This window comes from Caballeronia sp. 11_S32 (genome assembly GCF_056930355.1).
The window spans coordinates 55,044-77,865 of record NZ_JBXOWH010000006.1 but is presented as its reverse complement, the minus strand read 5'-3'; the positions used below and the strand labels follow the sequence as shown (position 1 = coordinate 77,865).

General features: G+C 60.0%; 17 protein-coding genes. 7 read left to right on the top strand and 10 right to left on the bottom strand.

The window, feature by feature from the left end:
* Positions 1 to 2 precede the first annotated feature (2 nt).
* Both AC1Z32_RS39030 and AC1Z32_RS39025 read right to left on the bottom strand, forming a co-directional pair.
* On the bottom strand, positions 3 to 1,520 hold the full coding sequence (locus AC1Z32_RS39030) for an ATPase domain-containing protein (RefSeq protein ID WP_483484212.1): 1,518 nt from the start codon (positions 1,518 to 1,520) through the stop codon (positions 3 to 5).
* Positions 1,521 to 1,742: 222 nt separating this feature from the next.
* Positions 1,743 to 2,126 carry a hypothetical protein gene (locus tag AC1Z32_RS39025; protein ID WP_483484211.1) on the bottom strand — a complete coding sequence of 128 codons (384 nt, stop codon included), beginning with the start codon at positions 2,124 to 2,126 and terminating at the stop codon, positions 1,743 to 1,745.
* A 258-nt stretch (positions 2,127 to 2,384) separates the two neighbouring features.
* On the opposite strand from AC1Z32_RS39025, the gene AC1Z32_RS39020 reads away from it, so the two are divergent.
* Both AC1Z32_RS39020 and AC1Z32_RS39015 read left to right on the top strand, forming a co-directional pair.
* Positions 2,385 to 2,828, top strand: a complete 444-nt coding sequence (locus AC1Z32_RS39020) for an Hsp20/alpha crystallin family protein (RefSeq protein WP_483484210.1) — start codon at positions 2,385 to 2,387, stop codon at positions 2,826 to 2,828.
* 27 nt (positions 2,829 to 2,855) lie between these two features.
* Positions 2,856 to 3,263: an Hsp20/alpha crystallin family protein gene (locus AC1Z32_RS39015; RefSeq protein ID WP_483484209.1), complete on the top strand. Its 408-nt coding sequence runs from the start codon at positions 2,856 to 2,858 to the stop codon at positions 3,261 to 3,263.
* Positions 3,264 to 3,399: 136 nt separating this feature from the next.
* On the opposite strand, the gene AC1Z32_RS39010 is transcribed toward AC1Z32_RS39015, so the two are convergent.
* The 5 genes from AC1Z32_RS39010 to AC1Z32_RS38990 form a co-directional block, all read right to left on the bottom strand.
* Positions 3,400 to 4,614, bottom strand: coding sequence for an alpha-hydroxy acid oxidase (locus AC1Z32_RS39010; protein ID WP_483484208.1), 1,215 nt, complete (start codon positions 4,612 to 4,614; stop codon positions 3,400 to 3,402).
* 127 nt (positions 4,615 to 4,741) lie between these two features.
* The gene (locus AC1Z32_RS39005) at positions 4,742 to 6,064 is read right to left on the bottom strand and encodes an MFS transporter (RefSeq protein WP_483484207.1); all 1,323 of its coding nucleotides are present in this window, start codon (positions 6,062 to 6,064) and stop codon (positions 4,742 to 4,744) included.
* A 136-nt stretch (positions 6,065 to 6,200) separates the two neighbouring features.
* The gene (locus tag AC1Z32_RS39000) at positions 6,201 to 6,920 is read right to left on the bottom strand and encodes a ribonuclease activity regulator RraA (RefSeq protein ID WP_483484507.1); all 720 of its coding nucleotides are present in this window, start codon (positions 6,918 to 6,920) and stop codon (positions 6,201 to 6,203) included.
* A 46-nt stretch (positions 6,921 to 6,966) separates the two neighbouring features.
* A complete protein-coding gene (locus AC1Z32_RS38995; protein ID WP_483484506.1) occupies positions 6,967 to 8,130 on the bottom strand; it encodes a porin in 1,164 nt (387 codons plus the stop codon).
* Positions 8,131 to 8,307: 177 nt separating this feature from the next.
* On the bottom strand, positions 8,308 to 9,009 hold the full coding sequence (locus AC1Z32_RS38990; protein WP_483484206.1) for a FadR/GntR family transcriptional regulator: 702 nt from the start codon (positions 9,007 to 9,009) through the stop codon (positions 8,308 to 8,310).
* Between the two features lie 246 nt (positions 9,010 to 9,255).
* On the opposite strand from AC1Z32_RS38990, the gene AC1Z32_RS38985 reads away from it, so the two are divergent.
* Complete coding sequence (locus AC1Z32_RS38985) at positions 9,256 to 10,941, top strand: putative bifunctional diguanylate cyclase/phosphodiesterase (protein WP_483484205.1); 1,686 nt, start codon at positions 9,256 to 9,258, stop codon at positions 10,939 to 10,941.
* A gap of 535 nt (positions 10,942 to 11,476) precedes the next feature.
* On the opposite strand, the gene AC1Z32_RS38980 is transcribed toward AC1Z32_RS38985, so the two are convergent.
* Positions 11,477 to 12,385 (bottom strand): LysR family transcriptional regulator, encoded by a 909-nt coding sequence (locus tag AC1Z32_RS38980; protein ID WP_483484204.1) that lies wholly within the window; start codon positions 12,383 to 12,385, stop codon positions 11,477 to 11,479.
* A 102-nt stretch (positions 12,386 to 12,487) separates the two neighbouring features.
* Between AC1Z32_RS38980 and AC1Z32_RS38975 the strand changes: the two genes are divergently transcribed.
* The 4 genes from AC1Z32_RS38975 to AC1Z32_RS38960 all read left to right on the top strand — a co-directional run bounded on the left by AC1Z32_RS38975 (position 12,488) and on the right by AC1Z32_RS38960 (position 19,473).
* Positions 12,488 to 13,294, top strand: coding sequence for a phytanoyl-CoA dioxygenase family protein (locus AC1Z32_RS38975; RefSeq protein ID WP_483484203.1), 807 nt, complete (start codon positions 12,488 to 12,490; stop codon positions 13,292 to 13,294).
* Between the two features lie 228 nt (positions 13,295 to 13,522).
* The gene (gene ydiJ / locus AC1Z32_RS38970; protein ID WP_483484202.1) at positions 13,523 to 16,573 is read left to right on the top strand and encodes a D-2-hydroxyglutarate dehydrogenase YdiJ; all 3,051 of its coding nucleotides are present in this window, start codon (positions 13,523 to 13,525) and stop codon (positions 16,571 to 16,573) included.
* Positions 16,574 to 16,651: 78 nt separating this feature from the next.
* On the top strand, positions 16,652 to 17,956 hold the full coding sequence (locus AC1Z32_RS38965) for an MFS transporter (RefSeq protein ID WP_483484201.1): 1,305 nt from the start codon (positions 16,652 to 16,654) through the stop codon (positions 17,954 to 17,956).
* Positions 17,957 to 18,030: 74 nt separating this feature from the next.
* Positions 18,031 to 19,473, top strand: coding sequence for an aldehyde dehydrogenase family protein (locus AC1Z32_RS38960; protein WP_483484200.1), 1,443 nt, complete (start codon positions 18,031 to 18,033; stop codon positions 19,471 to 19,473).
* 797 nt (positions 19,474 to 20,270) lie between these two features.
* Here AC1Z32_RS38960 and AC1Z32_RS38955 read toward each other — a convergent pair.
* Both AC1Z32_RS38955 and AC1Z32_RS38950 read right to left on the bottom strand, forming a co-directional pair.
* Positions 20,271 to 21,710: an aldehyde dehydrogenase family protein gene (locus AC1Z32_RS38955; RefSeq protein WP_483484199.1), complete on the bottom strand. Its 1,440-nt coding sequence runs from the start codon at positions 21,708 to 21,710 to the stop codon at positions 20,271 to 20,273.
* Positions 21,707 to 22,648 carry a LysR family transcriptional regulator gene (locus AC1Z32_RS38950; protein ID WP_483484198.1) on the bottom strand — a complete coding sequence of 314 codons (942 nt, stop codon included), beginning with the start codon at positions 22,646 to 22,648 and terminating at the stop codon, positions 21,707 to 21,709. Before AC1Z32_RS38950 ends, AC1Z32_RS38955 begins: the two co-directional genes overlap by 4 nt.
* Positions 22,649 to 22,822: the final 174 nt, after the last annotated feature.

Genomic DNA, 22,822 nt, shown 5'->3' with positions numbered 1-22,822 from the left:
TGCTAGTCGGCTGACGGATCCTGCTTGCTTGACGAAGGAGGCAGCATAGCCGTCTCCCCCTGGTATCTGGGTAGCCCGCCCAAAATGCCGTCAAAGTCGCGCAATGCCTCGCCGACGATCAGGCCGCCACTGCCAAGCTGGAACTGGCGAATCGAGCGCTCGTGTCCACTCGCGCGACTTTTGACCGCGGTGACCGCAGTGAGCACTTCACCCCGACGCTCGAAGTAGCGGAACAGTACGACGACATCGCTGAGATAGCTGATATCGACGTCGCTTTGAATTTCGCCGATGACACCGTGCTGTCCCAGGACAAGCATGGTGATCACGCCGCGCTGGTTCAAATAGGTGAGTAATTCATGCATCTGCAATAGCAAGAAGCGCTCTCCAGGCATGGCTTGCAAGAACGCGTTGAGGCTATCAATGGCGACGAAGCGCGCATTGTCCTGCTCAACGTTGCGACGCACATCGCTGGCGAATTCACCGGGCGAGATCTCGGCGGGATCGACCTGGCGCAGAGTCAGCAACCCACTTTCCAGGTGGCGCCCGAGATCGATGCCGAGGTTGGTTAATCGCCTTAGCAGCGTGGTTCGCGTCTCGTCAAAGAGATAGTAGACGCAGGCTTCTCCGCGCTCGAGTGCGGCCAGCAGACACGAGGCGACGGTGGTTGTTTTACCGACTCCCGATGGCCCGACGAATAGCGTGTTTGTGCCCGGAACGAGGCCGCCGCCGAGGAGTGCATCGAGCCCTGATGTCCCAGTGCTCAAAGCGTTCGCCGAATAGTCGCTGTGATGCTCCGCGGCGACGAGACGGGGATAGACCTTGATGCCCCCCGTTTCGAGCGTCATGTCGTGATAACCCTCGCGAAACTTGATACCGCGCATCTTGGCAATGCGCAGCCGTCTGCGTTCGCCGCCATAATCGTGCACCAAGTTATCGAGGCAGATGACGCCATGCGCGATGCTATGCAATTGGAGATCGCCGGGTTCCGAGGTGTTGTCATCGAGCAGCATCACCGTGCAGGCTCGGGTGGCGAAATAGCGCTTCAGGGCGAGGATCTGACGACGGTATCGCAGCGGGCTCTGCGATAACATTCGGAGCTCGGACAGGCTGTCAAAGACGAGGCGGGCTGGCTGCAAGTCGTCGACCCGTGCGATGACGTCCCGGACGGTTTCGCCCAGTTCGACTTCCGCGGGATGCAAGATCGTTTGTTCGTAACGAGGATCGAGGCCCTCATCCGTGAGCAGTTCGATAATCGTGATGTGAGCGGTGTCCCAGCCGTGGCTTTCAGCGACGGCCACGAGTTCGGCCTTAGTCTCCGACAGAGTCACGTACAAGCCTGGTTCGCCGACCTCAGCACCCCTGAGTAAGAACTGCATGGCCAACGTGGTTTTTCCCGCGCCCGGTGCGCCTTCAATGAGGTACATGCGGTGGGCCGTCAACCCGCCGCCCAGGATATCGTCCAGGCCGTCGATGCCCGATGAGATACGGCCAGGATCTGGTTGATTGATCGTCGCTAGCATAGGTTTCAAGCGTGTTGTGTGTTCCGTTGGCCGCTGTGGAATGCAAAAAATGGGCCAAGTTTGCGCCAGCACGCACGAGCAAACATCGGGACAAGCTCAGACGCTCGCACGGAGCGCGACCGCACGCGGTGTTGCCGCACTTTCGGACAAGCTGGATAGCCCGCTACACTGCAAAGTCACCGCCGGTCTTGCTCTTGCCGCACCGGATACGATGGCCTGACATCACTGTATCGGTGGCACGGCACCGATCTTTTCCGCAAGCATGCGTTCATACACCCCGAAGTGCAGGTCGACTTCTTCCTGGGCCACGATCCGGACAAAAATATTGATCTGGTCCGGCACAAGGCCCATCACCGTTGCGATCGCGGCCTCCAGTTGCGGCGCGCAGATTCGATCCTCCGCCAAGGTAGAGCCGACCGTGATGTCGTAGGTCTTCTCTTGTCGGAAGACGATGTCGACGATGCGCGCCCGCGCACTCATATTGTTGTCGACCGCGGTCCGCGTCACTTCAGCGAGTTGGTGCATGACTTCGGTCGGGAAGCCTTTGGCCGAGCGCAGCCGGATGCGGTGCTTGCCCAGCGTGCGCCAATCAGTATCGAATTCCACGATGTCCTCCGAATCAATCTGTTTGCGCGGACGATATGGGCAAAGCGACGATTTTCAAGCCGTACCAGCGGTGGCGCGTCTAATGTCATCGCTCGCCCTTGAAATTCCTGCTTCGTAACCTATCTTAGATTTCGCTCAGGCAGTCGCGCCGGCAGTCCGGCGCGCTGCGTGTTTCGATTTGTTTGTCCGTGGCACGGCAGACGAACTGGAGCGCGTAGGCCGGTTCGTCTTCCTGCTCGTTTAAAGGAGGAATTGACCATGAGCGAACTCAACTTTGGGACCGACCTCTTTAGCGAGTTCGACCGTCTGCAACGGCAGATGGCGGGCCTCTTCGGCGGTTTCCCGTCCAGCATCCGTTCCGGGCCCTCTGGCGCCTTCCCGCAGATCAACATCGGTTCAACCGACGACTCGATCGAGATCGTGGCGTTCGCCCCGGGTGTCGACCCGCAGAAACTCGACGTATCCATCGACAAGGGGCTGCTGACCATCAGCGGCGAGCGCGAGCCTTCGCAGCCGGAAGCAACTGGCGACGACATGCGCACCTACGCGCAGGAGCGGTTCGTCGGTACTTTCCGGCGCGTCATTGAACTCCCGCAGCACGCTGACCCCGACAAGGTCTCGGCGCAATACACCAATGGCTGCCTGAGCGTGAGCATCGGCAAGCGGGAGACGTCCAAGCCGCGGGCCATCACGGTGCAATGAAATCGTTATCGGATTGAGGAGAACATCATGAATGACACGATGCAGCTTGCGAAGAAGGATGAAACGGAAGTGGCCAGGCGTGAAGGCGACCCGTCGCAACGTCGCATCACGCTGACGCCGCCCGTGGACATCTTCGAGAACAGCCACGGCGTGACCCTGTGGGCCGATTTGCCCGGCGTGACAAAGGACCGACTAGAGGTAAAGGTACACGACGGCACCCTATACATCGAGGCGGAAGCGGTGGTACCTACGCCGGCAGGGCTGCGCTTGCAGCATGCGGAGATTCGTCGGCCTCACTTCGCGCGGGCGTTCTCTCTTGGGGCTGACCTGGACGCTTCGAAAATCGATGCGAACCTCAAAGATGGCGTGTTGAAGCTAGCGATACCACGCCGCGACGAAGCCCGGCCGCGCCGAATCGAAGTACGGACGGACTGAGCCCGCGGGCCGGCAACAACGGTAGGGCAAGGAACCGGTGGTGGCCGTCTGGCCGCCACCCGCACGATTGATATCGGCTAAAGTGTTCTGCTTGCACTGCGCGAGGAGTTATTGCCTTCCGCAAGCTCGTATCAAGTCATCGATCCCGGTTCGGAGTCAGATCGCCGAGCCCGAATCTTAGCAGCCGCAAAAACTCGGGCCCCAGTTCGTCGAGGCGGTTGACACCGAGTAGCCCCATATCGGCATGAATCTCGGCCTTGACGAGACCGATGGCATGCTCCACGCCCACCTGACCGCCCACGCTCGCCGCGTAGTTCATCGGTCGCCCGATAAAAGCGCACTTTGCGCCGAGAGCAACTGCCTTCAGTACGTCGGTGCCGCGGCGAAAGCCGCTGTCGATCATGAGCGGCATGTTCGGGCAGGCTTCCACGATGTCACCGAGCATGCGTATCGGTGAGACTGAACCGTCGAGCTGTCGGCCACCATGGTTGGACACGATGATGCCGTCTGCCCCGAGATTGCGCGCAGCCACGGCATCATCCGGATGCAGGATGCCTTTGATCACGAGCGGGCCCTTCCAGCGTGCGCGGATTTCGCCGATCGCATCCCAGTCCAGGTGCTCACGCCCGCTGAAATCCCGGTTGGCCCGACGCGAGAGCAACGGCTCGCCTCGTTGTGCCGAAGCATTCTCGAAATGCGGCATGCCGTGACGAAGCCTCGTGCGCAGGAGCGTGAAGAGAGACCAGGCCGGATGTGTCAGGCCGTCGAGTAACAGCTGAAAGTTTGGCCTGAGCGGAGTTCTGAAGCCGTTGCGCAAATTGTTCTCCCGATTGGGCACCACCGACGAGTCCACGGTGACGACCAGCGTTGATACGTTGGCGGCGCTGACTCTGTCCACCAGCGCGCGCATCTCCTCAAGCGTTTTTGGCATATACACCTGAAACCATGTTCCCGGCGCGGCATCGACGACTTCTTCGAGCCGGACGAGCGACGCTGCACTGAGTATCATGGGTACGCCGCATGCGCGTGCCGCCTGCGCCTGTGCGAGGTCGCCCCGGTAGCCCGTCAACGAACTGATGCCCATTGGGGCGATGCCGATTGGGGACTCGTAGCGTACGCCGAAGAGTTCAATCGACTGGCTTCGCTGCGACACGTTGCGCAATACGCGCGGAACGAAGCCGAGTTCGTTGAACGCCGCGCGGTTGTCCGCGAGGGACGCATTGTCTTCCGTCGCGCCCGCGACGTAGCCGAAAAGAGGGCGCGGCAGCTTGCGTCTGGCCGCTGCTTCGAAATCGGCGAGCGACAGGAAGCCGCTCATTCGCCGGGAGACGCTTTTGGATTGCCTATTCATGATCATGCCGCGCAACGACCTTCAGTTTTCCAGTAGCCCCGCGCTTATCCGTCTTGCTCGCGTAGGGCGAGACGAGCGCGGGGACCGTTCGAATATGCCTGGGAGTGAGAACAGGCTTCTGCGCGCATCAGCGCGTGGCCGTGACTGGATTGCTTCCGTCGCGTCCCGCAAGACCCAGTCGGAACCACACGACGAGCGCCCCAATCCCGAGCAACAGCAAGCTGATCGCGGGCACGAGCATCGGCGCTGACGTACTATGCATCGTCTTGCCGACCCACGGCATGATGTTCTGCGCCAGGAAGCCGCCGACGCTGGAGCCCGCGGCGATGACCGCGAGCGCCGCGGCGCCGCCCGCGCCTTTCATGAACGATGCGGGCAAGAGCCGCGGCGGCAGTGCCCAGAAGCACGGGATCATCAGATACAGGCACGGCGCGCCGAGAGAAAGCGCCGCGAAACGCACCGCATTCGAAAACGGCCCGACGCTTGCGACGAAGCACAGAATGCCGAGAAACGCGGCAGCGAACGCTGCCATCAGCACGGTTCTAGGCGTGCGCAAGCGGCGGGGGAGCCAGAGCAGCATGAGTGAAGTCAGGAACCACGGAATCATGTTGAGCATACCGTTGACGCTGCTCGAGACGCCAAAGCCGCGGACAAGTGTAGGGAGCCAGTAGGCGATACCGTAGATCGCAATGGAGATCGTGCCATAGCCGACCGAAAACAGCGCCACGGTCACGAGCGAGTTGAATGACCAGGCGCCGCCGGTTGCCTGGACCGGCGCAGGATCACGGCGCAGATTGTCCTCGATGATTTCCTTCTCGCGCTCGGAGAGAAAGCGCGCCGAGCGCGGATTGTCCGGCAGGAAGTACAGGGAGACGAACGTCAGCAGCACGGCGGGCGTGCCCGTCGTAAGAAACACCCACTGCCAGCCTTCAAGTCCAAGCGAACCATGCAATTCGAGCGAGAAGCCTCCGATCAGCGAGCCGAGCATATTGCCCATGCTGCTGCCGAGCGTGAGCAGTCCGATGATGCCGGTGCGCTGGCGCTCCGGAAACCACATGCCGAGATAAAGAATGATGCCGGGATAAAGTCCCGCTTCGGCCGCGCCCAACAAGAAGCGCAGCACTTGGAACGCTGTTTCGGACGGCGTCCACGCCAGCAGCAGCGTCGCGACGCCCCACGTGAACATGATGCGCGAAATCCAGCGGCGCGCGCCATACCGATGCATCGCCAGATTGCTCGGCACCTCGCACAACAGGTAGCCGATGAAGAACAGTGAAGATGCGAACCCGTACGACGCCTCGCTCATATGCAGGCTCGTGAGCATCTGCAACTTGGCGAATCCGATGTTCGCGCGGTCAATATAGGCGGTGAGAAAGATCGCGATGAGAAGCGGGACGAGCCGCCACGCCACGCGCGTGAAAAGTTGAGCTTCCAGACTACGGTTTGTCACTATGGTCTCCATGCCCGGCGGCTTTCACCGCTCGCCGTGGCGCTTGACGTTATTGTGGCTGCGCGGCGCAGTGAAGTCGTCGCGTCACTGTTCCGGCAAAATGGGGCTGGCGCGCGTCGTGGCGCCCCAGCCCGGCCTACTTGCTGCGGTTTGCTTGCCAGGCCTCGAATTCCGCGCGCGTCGATTCGTCGGGCGGATAGAGGCCGAACGTGCAACGGCCTTCGCGCACTCGCGCATCGACCCAGTCCTCGAAAAGCGTCATCGCGGCCGCTTCCTCGGCGATGTCGTTCGCGAGGTGCGCGGGAATGACGACCACGCCTTCGGCATCGCCGACGATGATGTCGCCGGGATACACGGCGACATCGCCGCACGCGATCGGCACGTTCAGATCGACCGCATGGTGATGGATCAGGTTCGTCGGTGCGGACGGACGGGCCGCATAGCACGGGAAATCGAGCGCGCGCAGATCCGGCGTATCGCGAAATCCGCCGTCGGTGACGATTCCGGCGACGCCGCGCATCTTCATCCGCGTGATAAGGATGCCGCCCGCAGAAGCGGCGCGCGGATCCTTGCGGGAATCGACGACCATCACATGACCTGCCGGAATTTCTTCGATGCCGCGCCGCTGCGGGTGACTGCGATCGGTGAAGACGGACATGGTGTCGAGGTCCTCGCGCGCCGGAATATAACGAAGCGTGAACGCCTCGCCGACCATCCGGGCCGCCGCTGGATTGACGGGTAGCACGCCCTGAACGCAGACGTTGCGCAGGCCCCGCTTGAAGAGTGCAGTGGTCAAGGTCGCCGTGCTGACGCCACGAAGGCGCGCGCGGTTCTCGTCGGTGAGCGAACGGGTGATATTCACTGGAACATCCTGTTGGAGGTGAGGCGAGGTGGGCGACTCGTCAGAACTTGTGGCGCACGGCGAAACGAATGGCCGCCTGCTGGTCCGACGCCGATGGAGTGAGGCCGTTGAGCGCAGCGCGTGCCGCGTGGCCAGTCGAGTCGGTACCTGATGCGTGTTGCAAGACGCCGATCAGATAGAAGTCGGTTCGCTTGGAGACCGCGTAGTCGGCAGCGAGCGCGCCTTGGTGATACCTGGCGTCATGTGCGCCGCTGTTTTTCGTGTAGCTGTAGGCTGCGCCGAGCGACAGCGCCGGCGTCAATTGATACTGGAAGTCAAGTTCGGCGCTGTTGAAGGTTGCTGTGCCGCTCGCTCCCGCGGCGTTCAAGGCGGATACCGTGCCGCTCAGGTTCTTGAACTTGGTGTTGGAGTAAATGGCCCCCAGCGTCGCATGGCCGATCGCGTAGGTCACGCCGGCTCCAATGATCTGCTCGGTTTGCGCCGACGCATAGCCGTTGATTACGGGCGAACTGCCGAAGTTGTTGCTCGCCGCCGTGGCGCCGACCGCCGTGCCGAAAAACGAAGCATTCGGGTTGCGCGCGTTGAGATATCCCGCGCCCACGTTGAGCGGACCGCTCGAATAGCCCACGCCCATGGACCAGATCTGATTCGCGCCGACGCTACCGGGAACGCCGCCGAAGCTATAAAGCGCTTCAGCCGAAAAACCGTTCGACGTGACGGTGCGGTACTTGATCGCATTGTTCACGCGGTTCGCGTTGTTCAGATTGTCGACGTCAGCCGGATGTGCGCCGATGCTCCCCGAGAACATCGCGCTAGGCATCAGTGCATGCACATAATCGACGACCGGATCGTACTGGCGGCCGAGGGTAATCGATCCGAATTTCGTGGAGAGTCCGACATAAGCCTGGCGACCAAATTCCAGTGAGCCTTGGCCCATCCTGCCGTTGTTCACGTCAAAACCGTTCTCCAGCACGAAGATCGCTTTGAACCCGCCACCGATGTCCTCCACGCCGCGCAACCCCCAGCGACTGCCGCTGAGTATGCCGCTGGAGAGGCTGAGCAGGTTATGCCCGTTGCCCACGCTCGTTTGCACATTGCTCGTGTAGTTCACGCCTTCGTCGACGACGCCGTATAACGTGACGCTGCCTTGAGCGTGCGCCTTGCCGGCGGCCATCAATGCGCATGCGGCGGCGACCCCTGCCAGCGGAAGGTGTTTGAAGTAGGTTCGGACTTGGACTTGCTCTTTCACTGAATGTCTCCGGTTTGTAATTGGTTCGTATCGAAAGCGAGACGTGTAACGCTCATTGGTCGGAAAATCAGGTTGTCAGACAAAGTAGAGAAAAGAACGGTGGCACCCACACTGGGCATAGGTGCCGCCGTGTTAGTCGTTGCGAGGCAGGTCGATGCCTTGGCGCTTTGCCGCCGCGCGCAGATGGCGCTCGGCCGAGGCGGCTGCCTCGTTGCAATCGCCGCGTTCGATGGCGTCGAAAAGTTCACCGTGCTCGCGCCAAGCGAAGTCGCCCGCGTGGTGCGCCGTCTTTTCCCACTGCGCGCGCCGCGCTATCGCGAGCTGGCTATGCAGGAAGTCGTGGAACGCGACAAAGTACTCGTTTTTCGTCGCCGCCGCGATGGCGCGATGAAAGGCGACATCCGCCGCCGATGCCGCTTTGGAATCGTTGCGGTTCTTTTCCATTTCGCGGATCGCGTCACTCATGTGCTTGAGGTCCGCGCGTGTACGACGTCGCGCGGCCGCGGTGGCTGCCTGCGTTTCCATCCACAGACGAAGCTCGAACAATTGCGGGAGATTGATGCGATTGCCGTCGTGGCTGGGAAGGCGGAAAACCGTGCCCGAAGGCGTGTCCGAAATAAACGATCCGGCGCCCCGGCGCGCGGTCAGCACCCCGTCGGACTTCAACTGAGCGATCGCCTCGCGGACAACCGAGCGGCTGACATTGAGCCGCTCCGAGAGTTGCTGCTCGGTCGGCAAGCGAGATTCCGCGGGGAAGTTGCCCGCCTGAATCTCAGCGCGGATCGCTCCTACTACCCGCTGCACCAGCGAGTCAGGTCTTTCAAGCTCGAGCATTGCGTAGACGATTGATCAGGTTGTCGGACAATACCGCGTTACACGCGCCGTGTCAACGCCGATGGGCTCGGGGAACTACGGCGCTCGGAAAGCTCGACCGTCGTCACCGTTGCCATTGCCCGAGCGCTGGCGTTTGCCTGGCGGCCTCGTATACCGTTCACAAACGTGGCGAAACTGTCCTACGATATCGGCTTGTGGCTATTAGACATATGGCAGACTTCGATAGTCTGTCAACGGAGGGCAGGCGTGGAAGACTTTCAAGTGCTCGATCACATCACGGACGGCGTAATGTTGCTCGACCGGCAGTGGAAGTTTCGACACGTCAACCGCACCGCTGCGCGGCTGTTCAAACGTCCGTCGACGGAGTTGATCGGTCGCGAAATCTGGGCTGAGTATCCCGACCTTGTCGGATCGAGCTACGAGAAAGCTTATCGGCAGGCTGCCGAGACCGGATTGCCTAGCACCACGACTGAGTTCTACGCGCCGCTCGATACCTGGTTCGAAGCGCGGGCATTCCCCTGCGAATCCGGCATCACCGTGCTGGTGCGCGATGTTACCGAGGCGCGCGCGATGTCGGCGCGTTTGTCGGAGCAAGCCACGCATGATGCGCTCACCGGCCTCATTAACCGCCGGGAACTGCTTACCCGCCTTCACCGTCTCGTCGATGATTGCACCGCCGATTCCGTCGATGTGCTCTTCATCGACCTCGACCGCTTCAAAGAAATCAACGATTCGTTTGGCCATGCGGCTGGGGATGAAGTCATCCGCGTGATCGGCGAGCGTCTTTCTGGCTTGCTCGGTGAACGAGCCTATGCGTCGCGGATCGGCGGTGACGAGTTCGTGGTATTCCTCGTTGACGCGCCCGAAGACGACGCCGCGCGCGTTGCTCGCAACATCATAGGTCGGTTGCGGGAGCGCATTGAGACGCCGTCCGTGCGCGCGTCGGTAAGCGCAAGCATCGGGTTGGCGCGGTACCCCATGTCGGCGGCGAGTGCCGACCTGTTGCTGCGCAATGCAGACACCGCCATGTATCAGGCGAAGCGCCTGGGCGGTTCGCATGTGTGGTCGTTTAGCAAGGAGGACGCGCAGCGTCTCTCGCATCGCCTTCGGCTACGCGCGGATCTGGAGAGTGCTAGCGCGGCGCGCCAGTTCGAATTGCATTATCAGCCGCAACTGAACTTGGACACCGGCTGTATCTATGGTGCAGAAGCGCTCTTGCGATGGAACCATCCCCAACTAGGGCTCCTTGCGCCTGCCGCTTTCCTCGATGTCCTGCTCGATTCGCCAGCCTACGAGGCGACGGCCGAGTGGCTGATCCAACACGCATTACGCCAGGCGGCGGAATGGCAGGTCGCCGACCGTATGCGGTTCAAGGTCGCCGTGAACCTGTCGGCTGAGATGATTCAGAGCTCCGATCTTGCTGCATTGGTCTCGAAGGCAACCGAGGCGGCCGGCGTATGCGCTTCAGTACTCGACATCGAAGTGACTGAGACGGTCATCGTGAGTGACTTCGTGGCCGTTTCGCGCTCGCTCGCAGCCGTCCGGGAACTGGGCGCGACCGTCTCGCTCGACGATTTTGGCACCGGCTACTCGAGCCTTTCGTACCTGACCAAGTTGCCCGTCGACCGCATCAAGATCGATAAGTCGTTCGTGCAGCAACTCTCCGTCGATGAGACTCGCCGGCAGGCTCGTGCGACGATTGAAGCGATGGTGGCGCTCGCTCGCGCCCTTGTTATGGAAACGGTAGCGGAAGGCGTGGAGAATGAGGAGCAACTCGCGTTCGTCAGTAAGCTTGGGTGCGATGCCGCGCAAGGATACTTCATCGGCAAGCCAGTGCCCGCTGCCGGCATCGATCCTTATGCAAAGATCCAGTTGGCTGCACGGGCCACGTCGTCGTCACATAGAGCGGTTGCTGCTCGTAAAAGTCGATAGCCGTCGAAGCTTGCACTTCCGTTGAACGTGGGCTGCGGCTGGCGACGCGCCGTCGGAGATGGCGAGCGACTGGCCGTTGCACCTCGTCAAGAAACGCTCGGGGTACCCAGAGTTGAACGGCCGAGTTGGGTCGACTGCTGGCCGACGAGGCCAATCTATGGCCGACCTCGCGCGCCGTCCACGTCTGGCCGGGCTCGGCCATGTGCAATCGTTGGTTTCGACGGCATGAAAGGACAGTCGAACGGCGGCTTTCCACCGTATAGCTGTCCGTCACCCAGCTATTGTGATCAAGACATCTCCGTGCGCTGACTAAATCCCCCGATAATTTGGCCGCTGTCCTCGGTGATGCGGATCGTGCCAAACCGAGACCTGACGTTGAATGAGCTGCTTCAGCGGCTTCACACTGCCTTCTAACGCGACCGGACAAGCAGTCAAATCAACGCTACATACGGCGGCCGTAAATCAAAGTAGTTGTGCTGACAGTTCAACCGGAAAAACTAACCTGTTCATCGCAATTGAAGTCGTACCGCTTGCCTTACTCGACCTTCGCTTTGTCCGGTGCGCGCGCGGCTATTTCGCACGCGAGTTGAACAAAAGCGCCTGGCGCAGCGGGCGGGTTGGGTTCCTTCCACGCGAGGTACAGTTCGCTTTTCGCGTGTTGCTCGCGCAGCGGACGATAAACGACGTTGTCCATGTGCGTTCGTTGAACCGACGCAGGTACGAGCGTCACACCAAACCCGGCGCTTACGAGGCCAAGGGACGCGTAGATCTGTCCCATTTCGAAGCTCGTGGAAGGAGAGAAGCCGGCCAGTGCGCACAACTGGTTGATGGTGGCATGATAGTCCGGCGCGACGTCTTTCCGGTAATTGATGACGCGCAGGTGCATACAGTCCTTGATGGAAATCTGCCGTCTCGCTGCGAGAGGGTTGTCCTTCGCGATGGCAACGTAAAACGGCTCCTGAAGCAACAAGACGCTGTTTAGTTGGGTATCCGGCGGCAAAGAGCGAACGAAGGCCAGATCGACGTCCCCTCGATCCAGCGCATTGATCTGTTCCGCAGAGGAAAACCATCGAAGTTCGACTGTCACGGCGGGGTAACGCTGCTGGAATTCACGCAAGAGCGGCGGCAGCAGCGTGTACGCGATGTGCTCAAAGAATCCGACCGCCACCCGGCCGATTTCCCCTCTTGCTGCGCGTTGTGAATCCACGATCGCGGAGTTCGTGTCCGCCAGAATTCGCCTAGCCCGCTCTTCGAAAACCTGGCCCGCCGATGAAAGGAACACGCGTTTGCCCCGGCGCTCGAAAAGCGAGACGCCGAGTTCCTCTTCCAGTTCCCGTATCTGCCGGCTCAACGGTGGCTGGGCCATGTGAAGTTCCTCCGCCGCCTTCGTGAAGTTGAGTGTACGTGCCACCGTCAGAAAGTAGCGAAGATGACGCAGCTCCATTTGGAACCTTTTAGGTATCGATACGCAACTTATTATATCTTTTACATTGGACTCTACGGGTCTTAGGATCGTGACATCACACCAACAAGTAGGAGATGCCTCATGAAACTTACCGCGTCGCAATTGGAAGCGTACGAGCGCGATGGATTCGTTGTTCTGACGGAGCTTTTCTCGGCAGACGAAGTCGAGCATATGAAGAGCGAGTTGCGCCGGATTCAGAAGATTGACACCGACCATCTCGTCCGTGAAAAAACGGGCGGCATCGCGAAGACGATCTACAAAGTTCACGAAGCAGAGAGTCCGACGGCATCGGCGGTCTTTCACTCCGCAGTGCGCTCCCCCAGATTACTCGAGCCGGCACAACAACTGATCGACGATCCCGAACTCTACGTCTATCACACGAAGTGCAATCTGAAGACGGCTATCGACGGCTCCGTCTGGCAATGGCATCAGGACTTCGGAACCTGGCATATCGACGGCGTGAAAGAACCGCAGATGACAACCGCGTTGGTCATGCTCGACGAGCCGACCGAAATGGGAGGATGTCTCTACTTCATCCCGGGAAGCCACAAGCTTGGTTCACTCGATCCGACGTTCGATGAGGCAACCGGTTACCGCTTCTACGTTGTACCCAAGCCGACGATGCTCGATATTTTATCCAGCCATCCCAAGGCCGTGCCTATCATCGGCCGCCCGGGAACAGTCGTGTTCTTCGACGCCAACATCGTGCATTCCTCGGGTCACAACCTGTCCGGTGACGATCGATGGCAGGCCTATGTCGTCTACAACCAGGTGAAGAACAAGCCTGAACAGGTCGAGCAACCGCGACCGGATTATGTGCGCTCGACCAATTTCGTTCCTCTCGAGGTTGGCTCAGACGAGATTCTCGACAGAGTTCAGATCGGTTGAACTCGCGCGCGCGTCGCTCGCCGGGACGCATGTACCTGGCGAGCAGCGGCAAGTCATATCAACAGGGCAAGCCTTATCTCCTAAATGTCGGGCAGCCGACGCGTAACCTTGCGTCTTCTCTCCGAATGCGGCCATCACGACGACGCGTCAGGCCTGTTGCTCTGATGGACGCAGGTGAAGCAATACGTACGCAGAGTGCCGCGCAAGGACGCATGAAAGGTAAGCGACATGAAGGTCATAAAGATAAAACCAGAAGAAGCACGAGACACTACTTCCGAAGCAGCGTTTCTCGAAGCGCTGCGGGTTGCGGGACTGGAGGGCGAGATCGACGTCAGCCATGCGACGCGCACGGTACTCGCAACGGACAATTCGATCTATCAGCGCAGACCCACGGCTGCGATTTTCCCTCGCAACGCCGCTGACGTTGAGCGCATCGCGCGGCTGCTCGCCGAGGAGCGTTTTCGACGTGTCGTGGTATCGCCCCGAGGCGGTGGCACCGGCACCAACGGCCAGTCATTGACCGACGGTATCGTCGTCGACCTGTCCCGCCACATGAACCGCATCATTGAAATCGATCCGATTAAACGCACGGCAAGGGTTCAGGCAGGCGTCGTCAAGGATCAATTGAATGCGGCTCTCAAACCGCACGGATTATTCTTTGCTCCGGAACTGTCCACGTCGAACCGCGCCACGATTGGCGGAATGATCAGCACGGACGCCAGCGGACAAGGCAGCTGCACGTATGGAAAAACGCGCGACCACGTCATCGCTCTGAAGAGCGTGTTGCTTGGAGGCGTTCCGCTCGTCTCCGAGCCGGTCGACGATTCAGCACTGGAACAGCTTTGCGCACGGACGGATATTGTCGGACGGGCCTACAAAACTGCCCGCGAGATTTCCGACCACCAGGCTGACCTCATACGAGACACTTTCCCGCCGCTTAATCGCTGCCTGACGGGCTACGATCTCGCGCATCTTCGCGAACGTGACGGAAGGCTGAACCTGAATAGCCTGATTTGCGGCGCGGAGGGTACGCTCGCCTTCGTTGTAGAGGCGACATTGAACGTGTTGCCGATACCGCTTCATTCGGCGCTCGTGAACATCCAGTATGAAGGATTCATGGATGCGCTGAGGGATGCGCGCGCTCTGATGGAAAATCGACCGCTGTCCATCGAGACGGTGGACTCCACGGTACTCGCGCTAGCACGCGATGACGTTGTCTGGACTTCGATATCCGAGTTCTTCCCGGACTATAACGACGAGCGAAGCGCGCAAGGTATCAACCTCGTTGAATTCAGCGCCGATGAGCTCGGTCAGCTGCAAAGCCGTGTCGCTGAATTTGTCGAGCACATCAGCACGGATCAGAGCGTTCGGCGTCTCGGCCACACGATCGCCTGGGGACATGTGGCGGTCAACCGTGTTTATGCAATGCGAAAGCGCGCAGTCGGTCTTCTTGGCAACGTACGCGGTAGAAGGCGGCCGCAGCCGTTTGTCGAGGACACGGCTGTCCCTCCGGAGCAGCTTGCGGAGTACATCGAAGAGTTTCGCGCGTTGCTCGATTCCTATGGTTTGAAGTATGGGATGTTCGGCCATGTCGACGCCGGCGTGTTGCACGTTCGTCCTGCGCTCGATCTGAGAGACCCCGATGATGCTGCCCTGATCAGGCCCATCTCGGATGCCGTGTCGGAGCTCACCACGAAGTACGGCGGACTTCTTTGGGGCGAGCACGGGAAGGGCGTGCGCTCGGAGTATGCACCGGCCTTCTTCGGGCGCCTCTACCCCTCCTTGCAGCGAATCAAGGCAGCGTTTGACCCGTTTAACCAGCTCAATCCGGGAAAGATCGCCATACCTGAAGGCGTCGATAGCCCGCTTCTCGAGATTGATGCCATCACCTTGTCAGGTGAGCTCAATCGTGAGATCAACGACGCCGTGTGGGAAGCGAACAGTGACGCCGTCCAATGTAACGGAAATGGCGCTTGCTTCAATTTCGATCCGGACGATTCGATGTGTCCGTCATGGAAAGCGACACGTCAACGCATTCATTCGCCGAAGGGCCGTGCATCGTTGATGCGTGAGTGGTTACGTCTGCAGGTAGCGGAAGGTACCGACCTGATCGCACGACCGCGTGCAATGCGCTTGCCGGTACGTTTCATCAATTCGTTGCGTCGCCGTCGACACGAAGATGATTTTTCGCACGAGGTGTATGAGGCGATGAGCGGCTGCCTCGCCTGCAAATCTTGCGTCGCTCAGTGTCCTGTCAAGGTGAACGTGCCCGAGTTCCGATCACGATTTCTGGAGCATTACCACACGCGATATCTTCGCCCGGCTCGCGACTACATGATTGCTTCTCTCGAATACACGATTCCGCGGCTGGTCTCCGTGCCCGGGGGGCGACAGTTTTACAACGGCGTTGTGGAAAGCCGGTTCGCGCGACTATTGCTCAAGCACGTTGTCGGACTGGTCGACACACCGAGTATCGCCCAGAGCGAGGCCAGCAAGTCGAACCGATGCGCTATTGCGACGCCTGAGATTCTGATGCGGATGAACGCAAGGGAACGGGAACGTTGCGTGGTCATGGTCCGCGACACTTTCACGCGTTTCTTTAGTGGCGGCGTCGAAACTGCTCTTGTCGACCTCGCGGAATCTTTGGGATTTTACGTCCTTTTTGCACCCTTTCATCCGAATGGTAAGCCGCTTCACGTTCTGGGCTTTCTGACACGATTTGCACGGGCCGCACTTAAGAACGCCCAGACGCTCCTCGATATTGCTAATACGGGTGTCGCGTTGGTTGGAGTCGACCCGGCCATGACGCTGACGTATCGCCAGGAATATTCAAAGGTACTCGGAAGCGAAAACGTCCCGAATGTGTTGCTGCCACAAGAGTGGCTCGCGGCTGCGATCACTTCGTCACACAAGCCTAACGAGATACGCAAGTCGTTCAAGTTACTAGCTCATTGCACGGAGAAGACCAATGCCGCGCAAGCTACAGCGCTTTGGAAAGCGGTCTTTGCCGCGGCAGGTCTGGACTTGACGATGCCATCGACGGGGTGTTGCGGGATGTCCGGCACTTACGGTCATGAAGCGAGGAACGTGACTACATCGACCGACATCTTCGCGCTGTCTTGGGCGCGCCAGATTCCCGAATCCGATTGCCCGGCCATGAACGAGGAAAGCCCAGAGGTACTCGCGACAGGCTATTCCTGTCGCTGTCAGGTCAAACGTCTGCGAGGCAAGACGCTTCGTCACCCGGTGCAAGTGCTTGCGGATATCTATCGCCGATAGTCATTAGATGTAGCTCTGGACGTAGCGCTATCCACTGTGAAAGCAGACACCTATTTTTCGAAAGTATAAGGAGACGGAATGATCGAAAAGTCCAAGAAATTAAAGCGCATACAGGTAGCATCAATAGCGCTTCTGACGCTGGCCGGGATTGTCAACTATCTCGATCGGAGCACGTTATCTATCGCGAACCATTCCGTTAGCAGTGAACTCGGGTTGTCGGCATCTCAGATGGGAATATTGCTGTCTGCCTTTTCGTTCGCTTACGCCTTCGCGCAACTGCCGGTCGGGGTGCTTCTCGACAAATTTGGCTCGCGAGTGATGCTCGGACTTGGAATGTTCGTCTGGTCAGCCGCCCAGTTTAGCGGAGGGCTCATAACAAGCCTTCATCAGTTCATCATTGCGCGTATCGCGCTCGGTGTAGGTGAATCGCCGAACTTTCCGGCCGGCGCAAAAGTAGTCAGCGATTGGTTTGGCATTCGAGAGCGAGGTCGACCGACGGGCATCTTCATTACTTCCTCGACGATTGGGCCGGCTCTCGCGCCCCCGATTTTGACTGTGATGATGCTGTCGTTCGGTTGGCGGCAAATGTTCATGATCATGGGTGGCTTCGGAATTGCGGTGTCGATCGGCTGGTACTTGATCTATCGTGACCGGAAAAGCGTAAAGCTCTCGGATGGAGAAACTTCCTATCTGAACGAAGGTGCGAATGATGCTAAGGTCGAGCGCAAGATGACCATGTCGGAATGGCGCAATTTGTTTTTGACGCGTACCACTTGGGGCATGATTCTTGGCAATGCGGGCATCATCTATATGCTGTGGCTCTATCTGACATGGCTGCCTGCGTATCTCGAGCGCGAGCGTCATTTGTCGCTCGCCAGCACCGGATGGTTGGTGTCGATCCCCTATCTTTTCGGCACGATCGGCATGCTATCGAGCGGCTTCGTCGCCGACGCGTTGCAGGCCCGCGGTGTCGCGCCGATTCGCAGTCGAAAATGGCCTATTTGTGTTGGTCTAATCGGCGGGGCTGTATTTACGGTTCCCGCCGCGTTCACCCCGAATCTGACACTTGCCATATTTTATCTCAGCGTAGCGATGTTCTTTGTCCAGATGGCATGTGGTGCGAGTTGGGCGCTCGTGTCTGTGGCTGCGCCCCGGCACATGGCGGCATCCCTTGCGAGTATTCAGAACTTCGGCGGTTATTTCGGCGGCTCGTTCGCGCCTTTCGTCACCGGTGTTGTCGTGGATCGGACGCATTCATTTGTCGACGCATTCCTTATCAGTGCCGGAATCGCGCTTCTGGCTGCGCTCGTCTATGCATTTGTGGTGGGAAAGCGCGTCGATGAGCACAAGGTCGTCGTGTCGACGCCGCCGCTCGCGACGTGAGGGATGTCGCAACGGTATAACTGTTCATAAGATCTCCAACACACGGAAAGAATTCTTTTATTTGGCGAAGTTAAATGAATCAATATAGAAACCTGATCAACGGTGAGTGGGTGACCGGCGATCAGTGGCGACCCAATGTGAGTCCTTCAGACAGCAACGATGTAATCGGTGAGTACGCCGACGCCGATGCGCTGCAGGCTGAGACGGCAGCCGCTGCGGCACGTGAGGCCTTTCGCTCATGGTCAAAGAGTGGTCCCCAGGAACGCTTTGAATTACTGGACCAGACGGCCTCGATCATCCTGTCTCAGAAGGCGGATCTTGCAAGACTGCTATCTCGAGAAGAGGGCAAAACGCTTTCGGAAGCCGCCGCCGAAGTGCAGCGAGCGGGGCAGATCTTCAAGTTCTTCGCCGGAGAAGCGTTGCGAGTCAATGGCGAGCTACTTCCATCGATTAGATCAGGTCTGACGGTCGAGGTCACGCGGGAACCGATAGGCGTGGTTGGTCTCATTACACCGTGGAACTTCCCAATCGCAATACCGGCCTGGAAGATCGCACCGGCTCTTGCGTACGGGAATTGTGTCGTAATCAAGCCAGCAGAACTGGTGCCGGGATGTGCGTGGGAACTCGTGAAAATCCTGTCTGACGTCGGGGCGCCGCCTGGTGTCGTCAACCTGTTGATGGGACCCGGCGCGGCCGTGGGTGAAACGCTCGTGCGGTCTTCCAACGTCGATGCAATCAGCTTCACGGGTTCAGCGATGACGGGTCTGACTGTCGCCGAAAAATGCGTGTCGAGCGGAAAAAAGGTCCAGCTAGAGATGGGGGGAAAGAATCCGATGGTCGTGCTCGACGACGCCGATATGGACGTCGCGGTCGATGCCTGTATCAACGGATCTTTCTATTCGACTGGCCAGCGTTGCACTGCATCGAGTCGTCTGATCGTCGGTCGCGGCATTCATGACTCGTTTGTCGAAGCAATGCATGCACGCATGAGAGTGCTGAAGGTAGGCAACCCGCTGGATTCGCAGACGCAAATAGGGCCGGTCGTCGATGCGAGGCAACTTGCGCAGGACGAACGTTATATTCGACTCGCAGGGCGTGAAGGCGGAAGCGTGTTCGGCGGTGCTCGTGTAGATGCCGACACGGAAGGATTTTTTCTCGCGCCTGCGTTGGTGACCGGTACGCACCCATCCATGACGATCAATCAGGACGAAGTGTTCGGCCCCGTTGCGTCGGTCATTCAGGTCGATGATTATGACGAGGCGCTTGCCGTGGCCAACGATACGCGCTTTGGATTGTCCGCAGGAATCTGCACGACGTCGCTCAAGTACGCAAGCCATTTCAAGCGAAACGTCGAGGCCGGTATGGTGATGATCAACGCGCCGACGGCCGGGGTCGACTACCATGTGCCGTTCGGCGGTCGCAAAAAGTCCAGCTACGGAGCGAGAGAACAGGGCAGATATGCGCAAGAGTTCTTCACGACGGTGAAGACTGCTTACATCGCGGCGGGTATCGTGTGACCTGGGTTCTCTCGCCCTACTTGTTTGATGCGCACGATTTAATGCGAACAGCCGAGGCTCATCGAAGTTGAAACGTTCGGATCATTGACGAGTATTGCAGTGTCGAAAATGAATAGTCTCGATCTTCCCCAGCACTCGGAAGGCCGGTCCAACAGTTGGAGCGACGTGATCAGTCTTTCGACGCCCGGATCTGAACGTGTCGATCGATGCGCCGAGCAGTATGACCGTAGTGACCCAAGAAGGGACGGCGAAAACAGCGGCAGTTGAACGGCCGATTCGGGTCGAACCGTGCCGGTCGCTCGCGCCGCGACGCCATCTGAAAAGTCGGGCGGATATGATGTCAGCCCGATCCGCAAACCCGCTCACGGACCTCGGATAGCAACGCGCTCCAACAAGGCGTCCGGTGTCTGCGATCTGCAGCTTCACGCCCGGGAGAAAGCACTGCCATAGACATCCTTCGACCAGACGCGAACTGACGCCGGCACCACGGATCGAAACGTGGCCTGGAAGTTCGCGTGTTTCCGCCCGCCGTCGTAACAGCAAGACGCAGGCAAGAACGACTCACAGCATGCGCAGACCGCGTGTGCGCAATCGTCAGTGCAGAATCCAGACCGACCGCGTATGAGCCACACAGCGCGCTGCAGAAGCGGCAACCCCGCCGGAGCGGGCAACTTTCGCCGAAGACAGACTCATCTCCCGGGGCACAGTTTTCAGACGATCGCTGTTGGCCCTCAAAATAGATTTGCTTCATCCCTACGGTAGAAGCGGGACGCGGCGGTCCCACCGAGCGATCATGATCAGCGAAGCGGAGCAATGCCCTCGGCCACGCCAGCCGGCATACAGATGTGCTTGATTTCGGTGAAGTCGGCGAGCGCATCGTAACCATGCAGGCGCCCGAGCCCGCTTTGCCGGTATCCGCCGGTTTCCGCCTCCGCAAATAGCTTGTTGTGATCATTGATCCAGACCGTGCCGTTACGCAGCGCCCGTGCCATGCGAAAGGCGCGCGGACCGTCGTGAGTCCAGACGCTGGCTGACAGGCCGAATACGCTGTCGTTGGCCTTCGCGAGGGCCTCCTCGTCGCTTTCGAAGACTTCGAGCGTGACGAACGGCCCGAAGATTTCGTCCTGACAGAAGAACGCCTTCGGATCGCCGTGCTCCACGAGCGTCGGCGAAAGAAACGCATGGCCCGAGCGGCCGCCGCGCAGCAATACGCGATCCCCCATGTCGCATGCCCGTTCGATGGTGCGGTCCACCGCATCGCGCGTCGGGGCATCGATGAGCGCGCCGATATCCGTCGCCGGATCGATACCCGGTCCCACCTTCAGCGCCGCGAGTGCGCCCGCGAGATGCTCGCGCATCTCCTGCGCACGCGACGCATGCACCAGCACGCGCCGCGCGGCCGTGCATTGCTGGCCGGAGATGATCGTCGCGGCGCGCGCAAGGCGCGGCGCGACGGCGGCAATGTCGGCATCGTTGAAAACGAGGCAGCATGACTTGCCGCCCAGTTCCAGCGACAACTTTTTCATACTGTCCGCCGCTGCGGCCATGATCTTCTTGCCCGTCGCGGTCGATCCGGTGAAGCTCACCACGTCCACGCCGTGCGAATCCGCGAGTCGCTGGCTTGCAGCGTGGCCTTGCTCGTTGACGAGGTTCACAGCGCCCTTGGGCAGCGCGGTCTCCTCGAAGCAGCGCAGCATCGCGGCAGTGAGGAGAGATGTCTGCGCGGCGGGCTTCACGACCGCCGTGCAGCCCGCCGCCAGCGCAGGCCCAAGCGAGCGCGCGAGCAGCACCGCCGGCGCGTTCCACGGAACGACGGTTGCCGCCACACCTGCGGCTTCGCGCAGCATCGTCGACAGGGTGCCCGGTTCGGGTTCGAGCACATGCCCGGCGATATGCCGCGCGAGCCCTGCGTAATAGCGCACTTCGGAAATGGCGCCCGCGATCTCGCCGCGCGACTGCGCAATCGCCTTGCCGTTTTCGCGCGTGAGCAGCGTGGCGAGCGATTCGCGCTGCCGTTCGAGCGCGGCGGCCCATGCGAGCAGCACGTCCTGACGCAGACGCGCGTCCTGCGCCCAAGTCGTGCGATCGAACACATGGCGCGCAGCGGCGATAGCGGCGTCCGCTTCCTGCACGCCGCCGTCGGCATACTGGCCGATTGCTTCGCCCGTCGCGGGATCGATGCTGTCGAGCGTCGGCGTGCCGGTCCATTCGCCGCCAATCCAGTGCAAAGCGTTCATGCTGAGAGTTCCTTCAGTGAGGGGCTCGGTTCGGATGACCAAGTACTCGACGCTCGATGCAGTTCGTCGCCGATGATCGCGATGAGCGCCTCCGCTGCCGCGCTCAACGGCCGGCGCGGATGGCTGACACAGACGATATGGCGCACGATGCGCGGCGCGAGAATCGGGCACGCGCGCAACGTTCCGTGGCGCGCGGCGCGCTCCACGACGATGCGCGGAAGAATCGTCGCAAAGCGCGTCTGCTCGACAAGCTTGAGAATGGTGGAAAGCACGTCGATCTCGAAGCGTGGTGCGAGCAGCACGTCTTCGTGCTGCGCGGCGCTATCGAGCACGCCGCGCAGTCCATGGCGCTTGGTCGGCAACACGAGTTCGAGCTCGGGCAACTGTGCCAATTCGATCGCGTGTGGCAAGTCCGGGCCATGCGTGGCACTCGTCGCCAGCACCATCTCCTCGTCGAGCAGCGCACGCGAATCGAGGGATAGGCGTGCGCGTGGCTTGTTGATGATCGCAGCGTCCAGCTGACCGCCCGCCACCCAGTCGATGAACGTCGCGCTATAGCCATCGGCAACGGTCACTTCGACATCCGGATAGCGCGCGTGGAAACGCGAGAGCGAGTCCGCGAGCACGCTCTCCGTCACCGACGCGATCAGCCCAATGTTCACGTGCCCCGTCACGACCTCATCGCGCTGCACGAGCTGTTGGCGCGCGTGCGCGAGGTCCCGCATGATCGGCAGAAAGAGGCGGTACATGAGCCGCCCCGCCGCGGTCGGCGCCATGCCATGCGCGCCGCGCTCGAAGAGTTGCTGATGCAGTTCATCTTCCAGCTTTGCAATTTGCATGCTCAGCGCCGGCTGCACGATGTTCAGCCGCTTGGCCGCACGCGTGACCGAGCCGTCTTCGAAGAGCGCGATGAAGTACTGGATTTGCTTGAGGTCCATTCGATCCCTTTTGGCATCAGCGGCGCTAATACCGTCTTCCTGCGTTATCACGCTGTGCCAGTCACGCGTCTGGCGCGCCCGGTTGAACAGCCGCCGCCCGCGTAGCGTGCGCAAGGAAGTTATTGGACGCAACTGTAAGGACGCTGTCATCGGGGCTAACACGGATATAAGCGT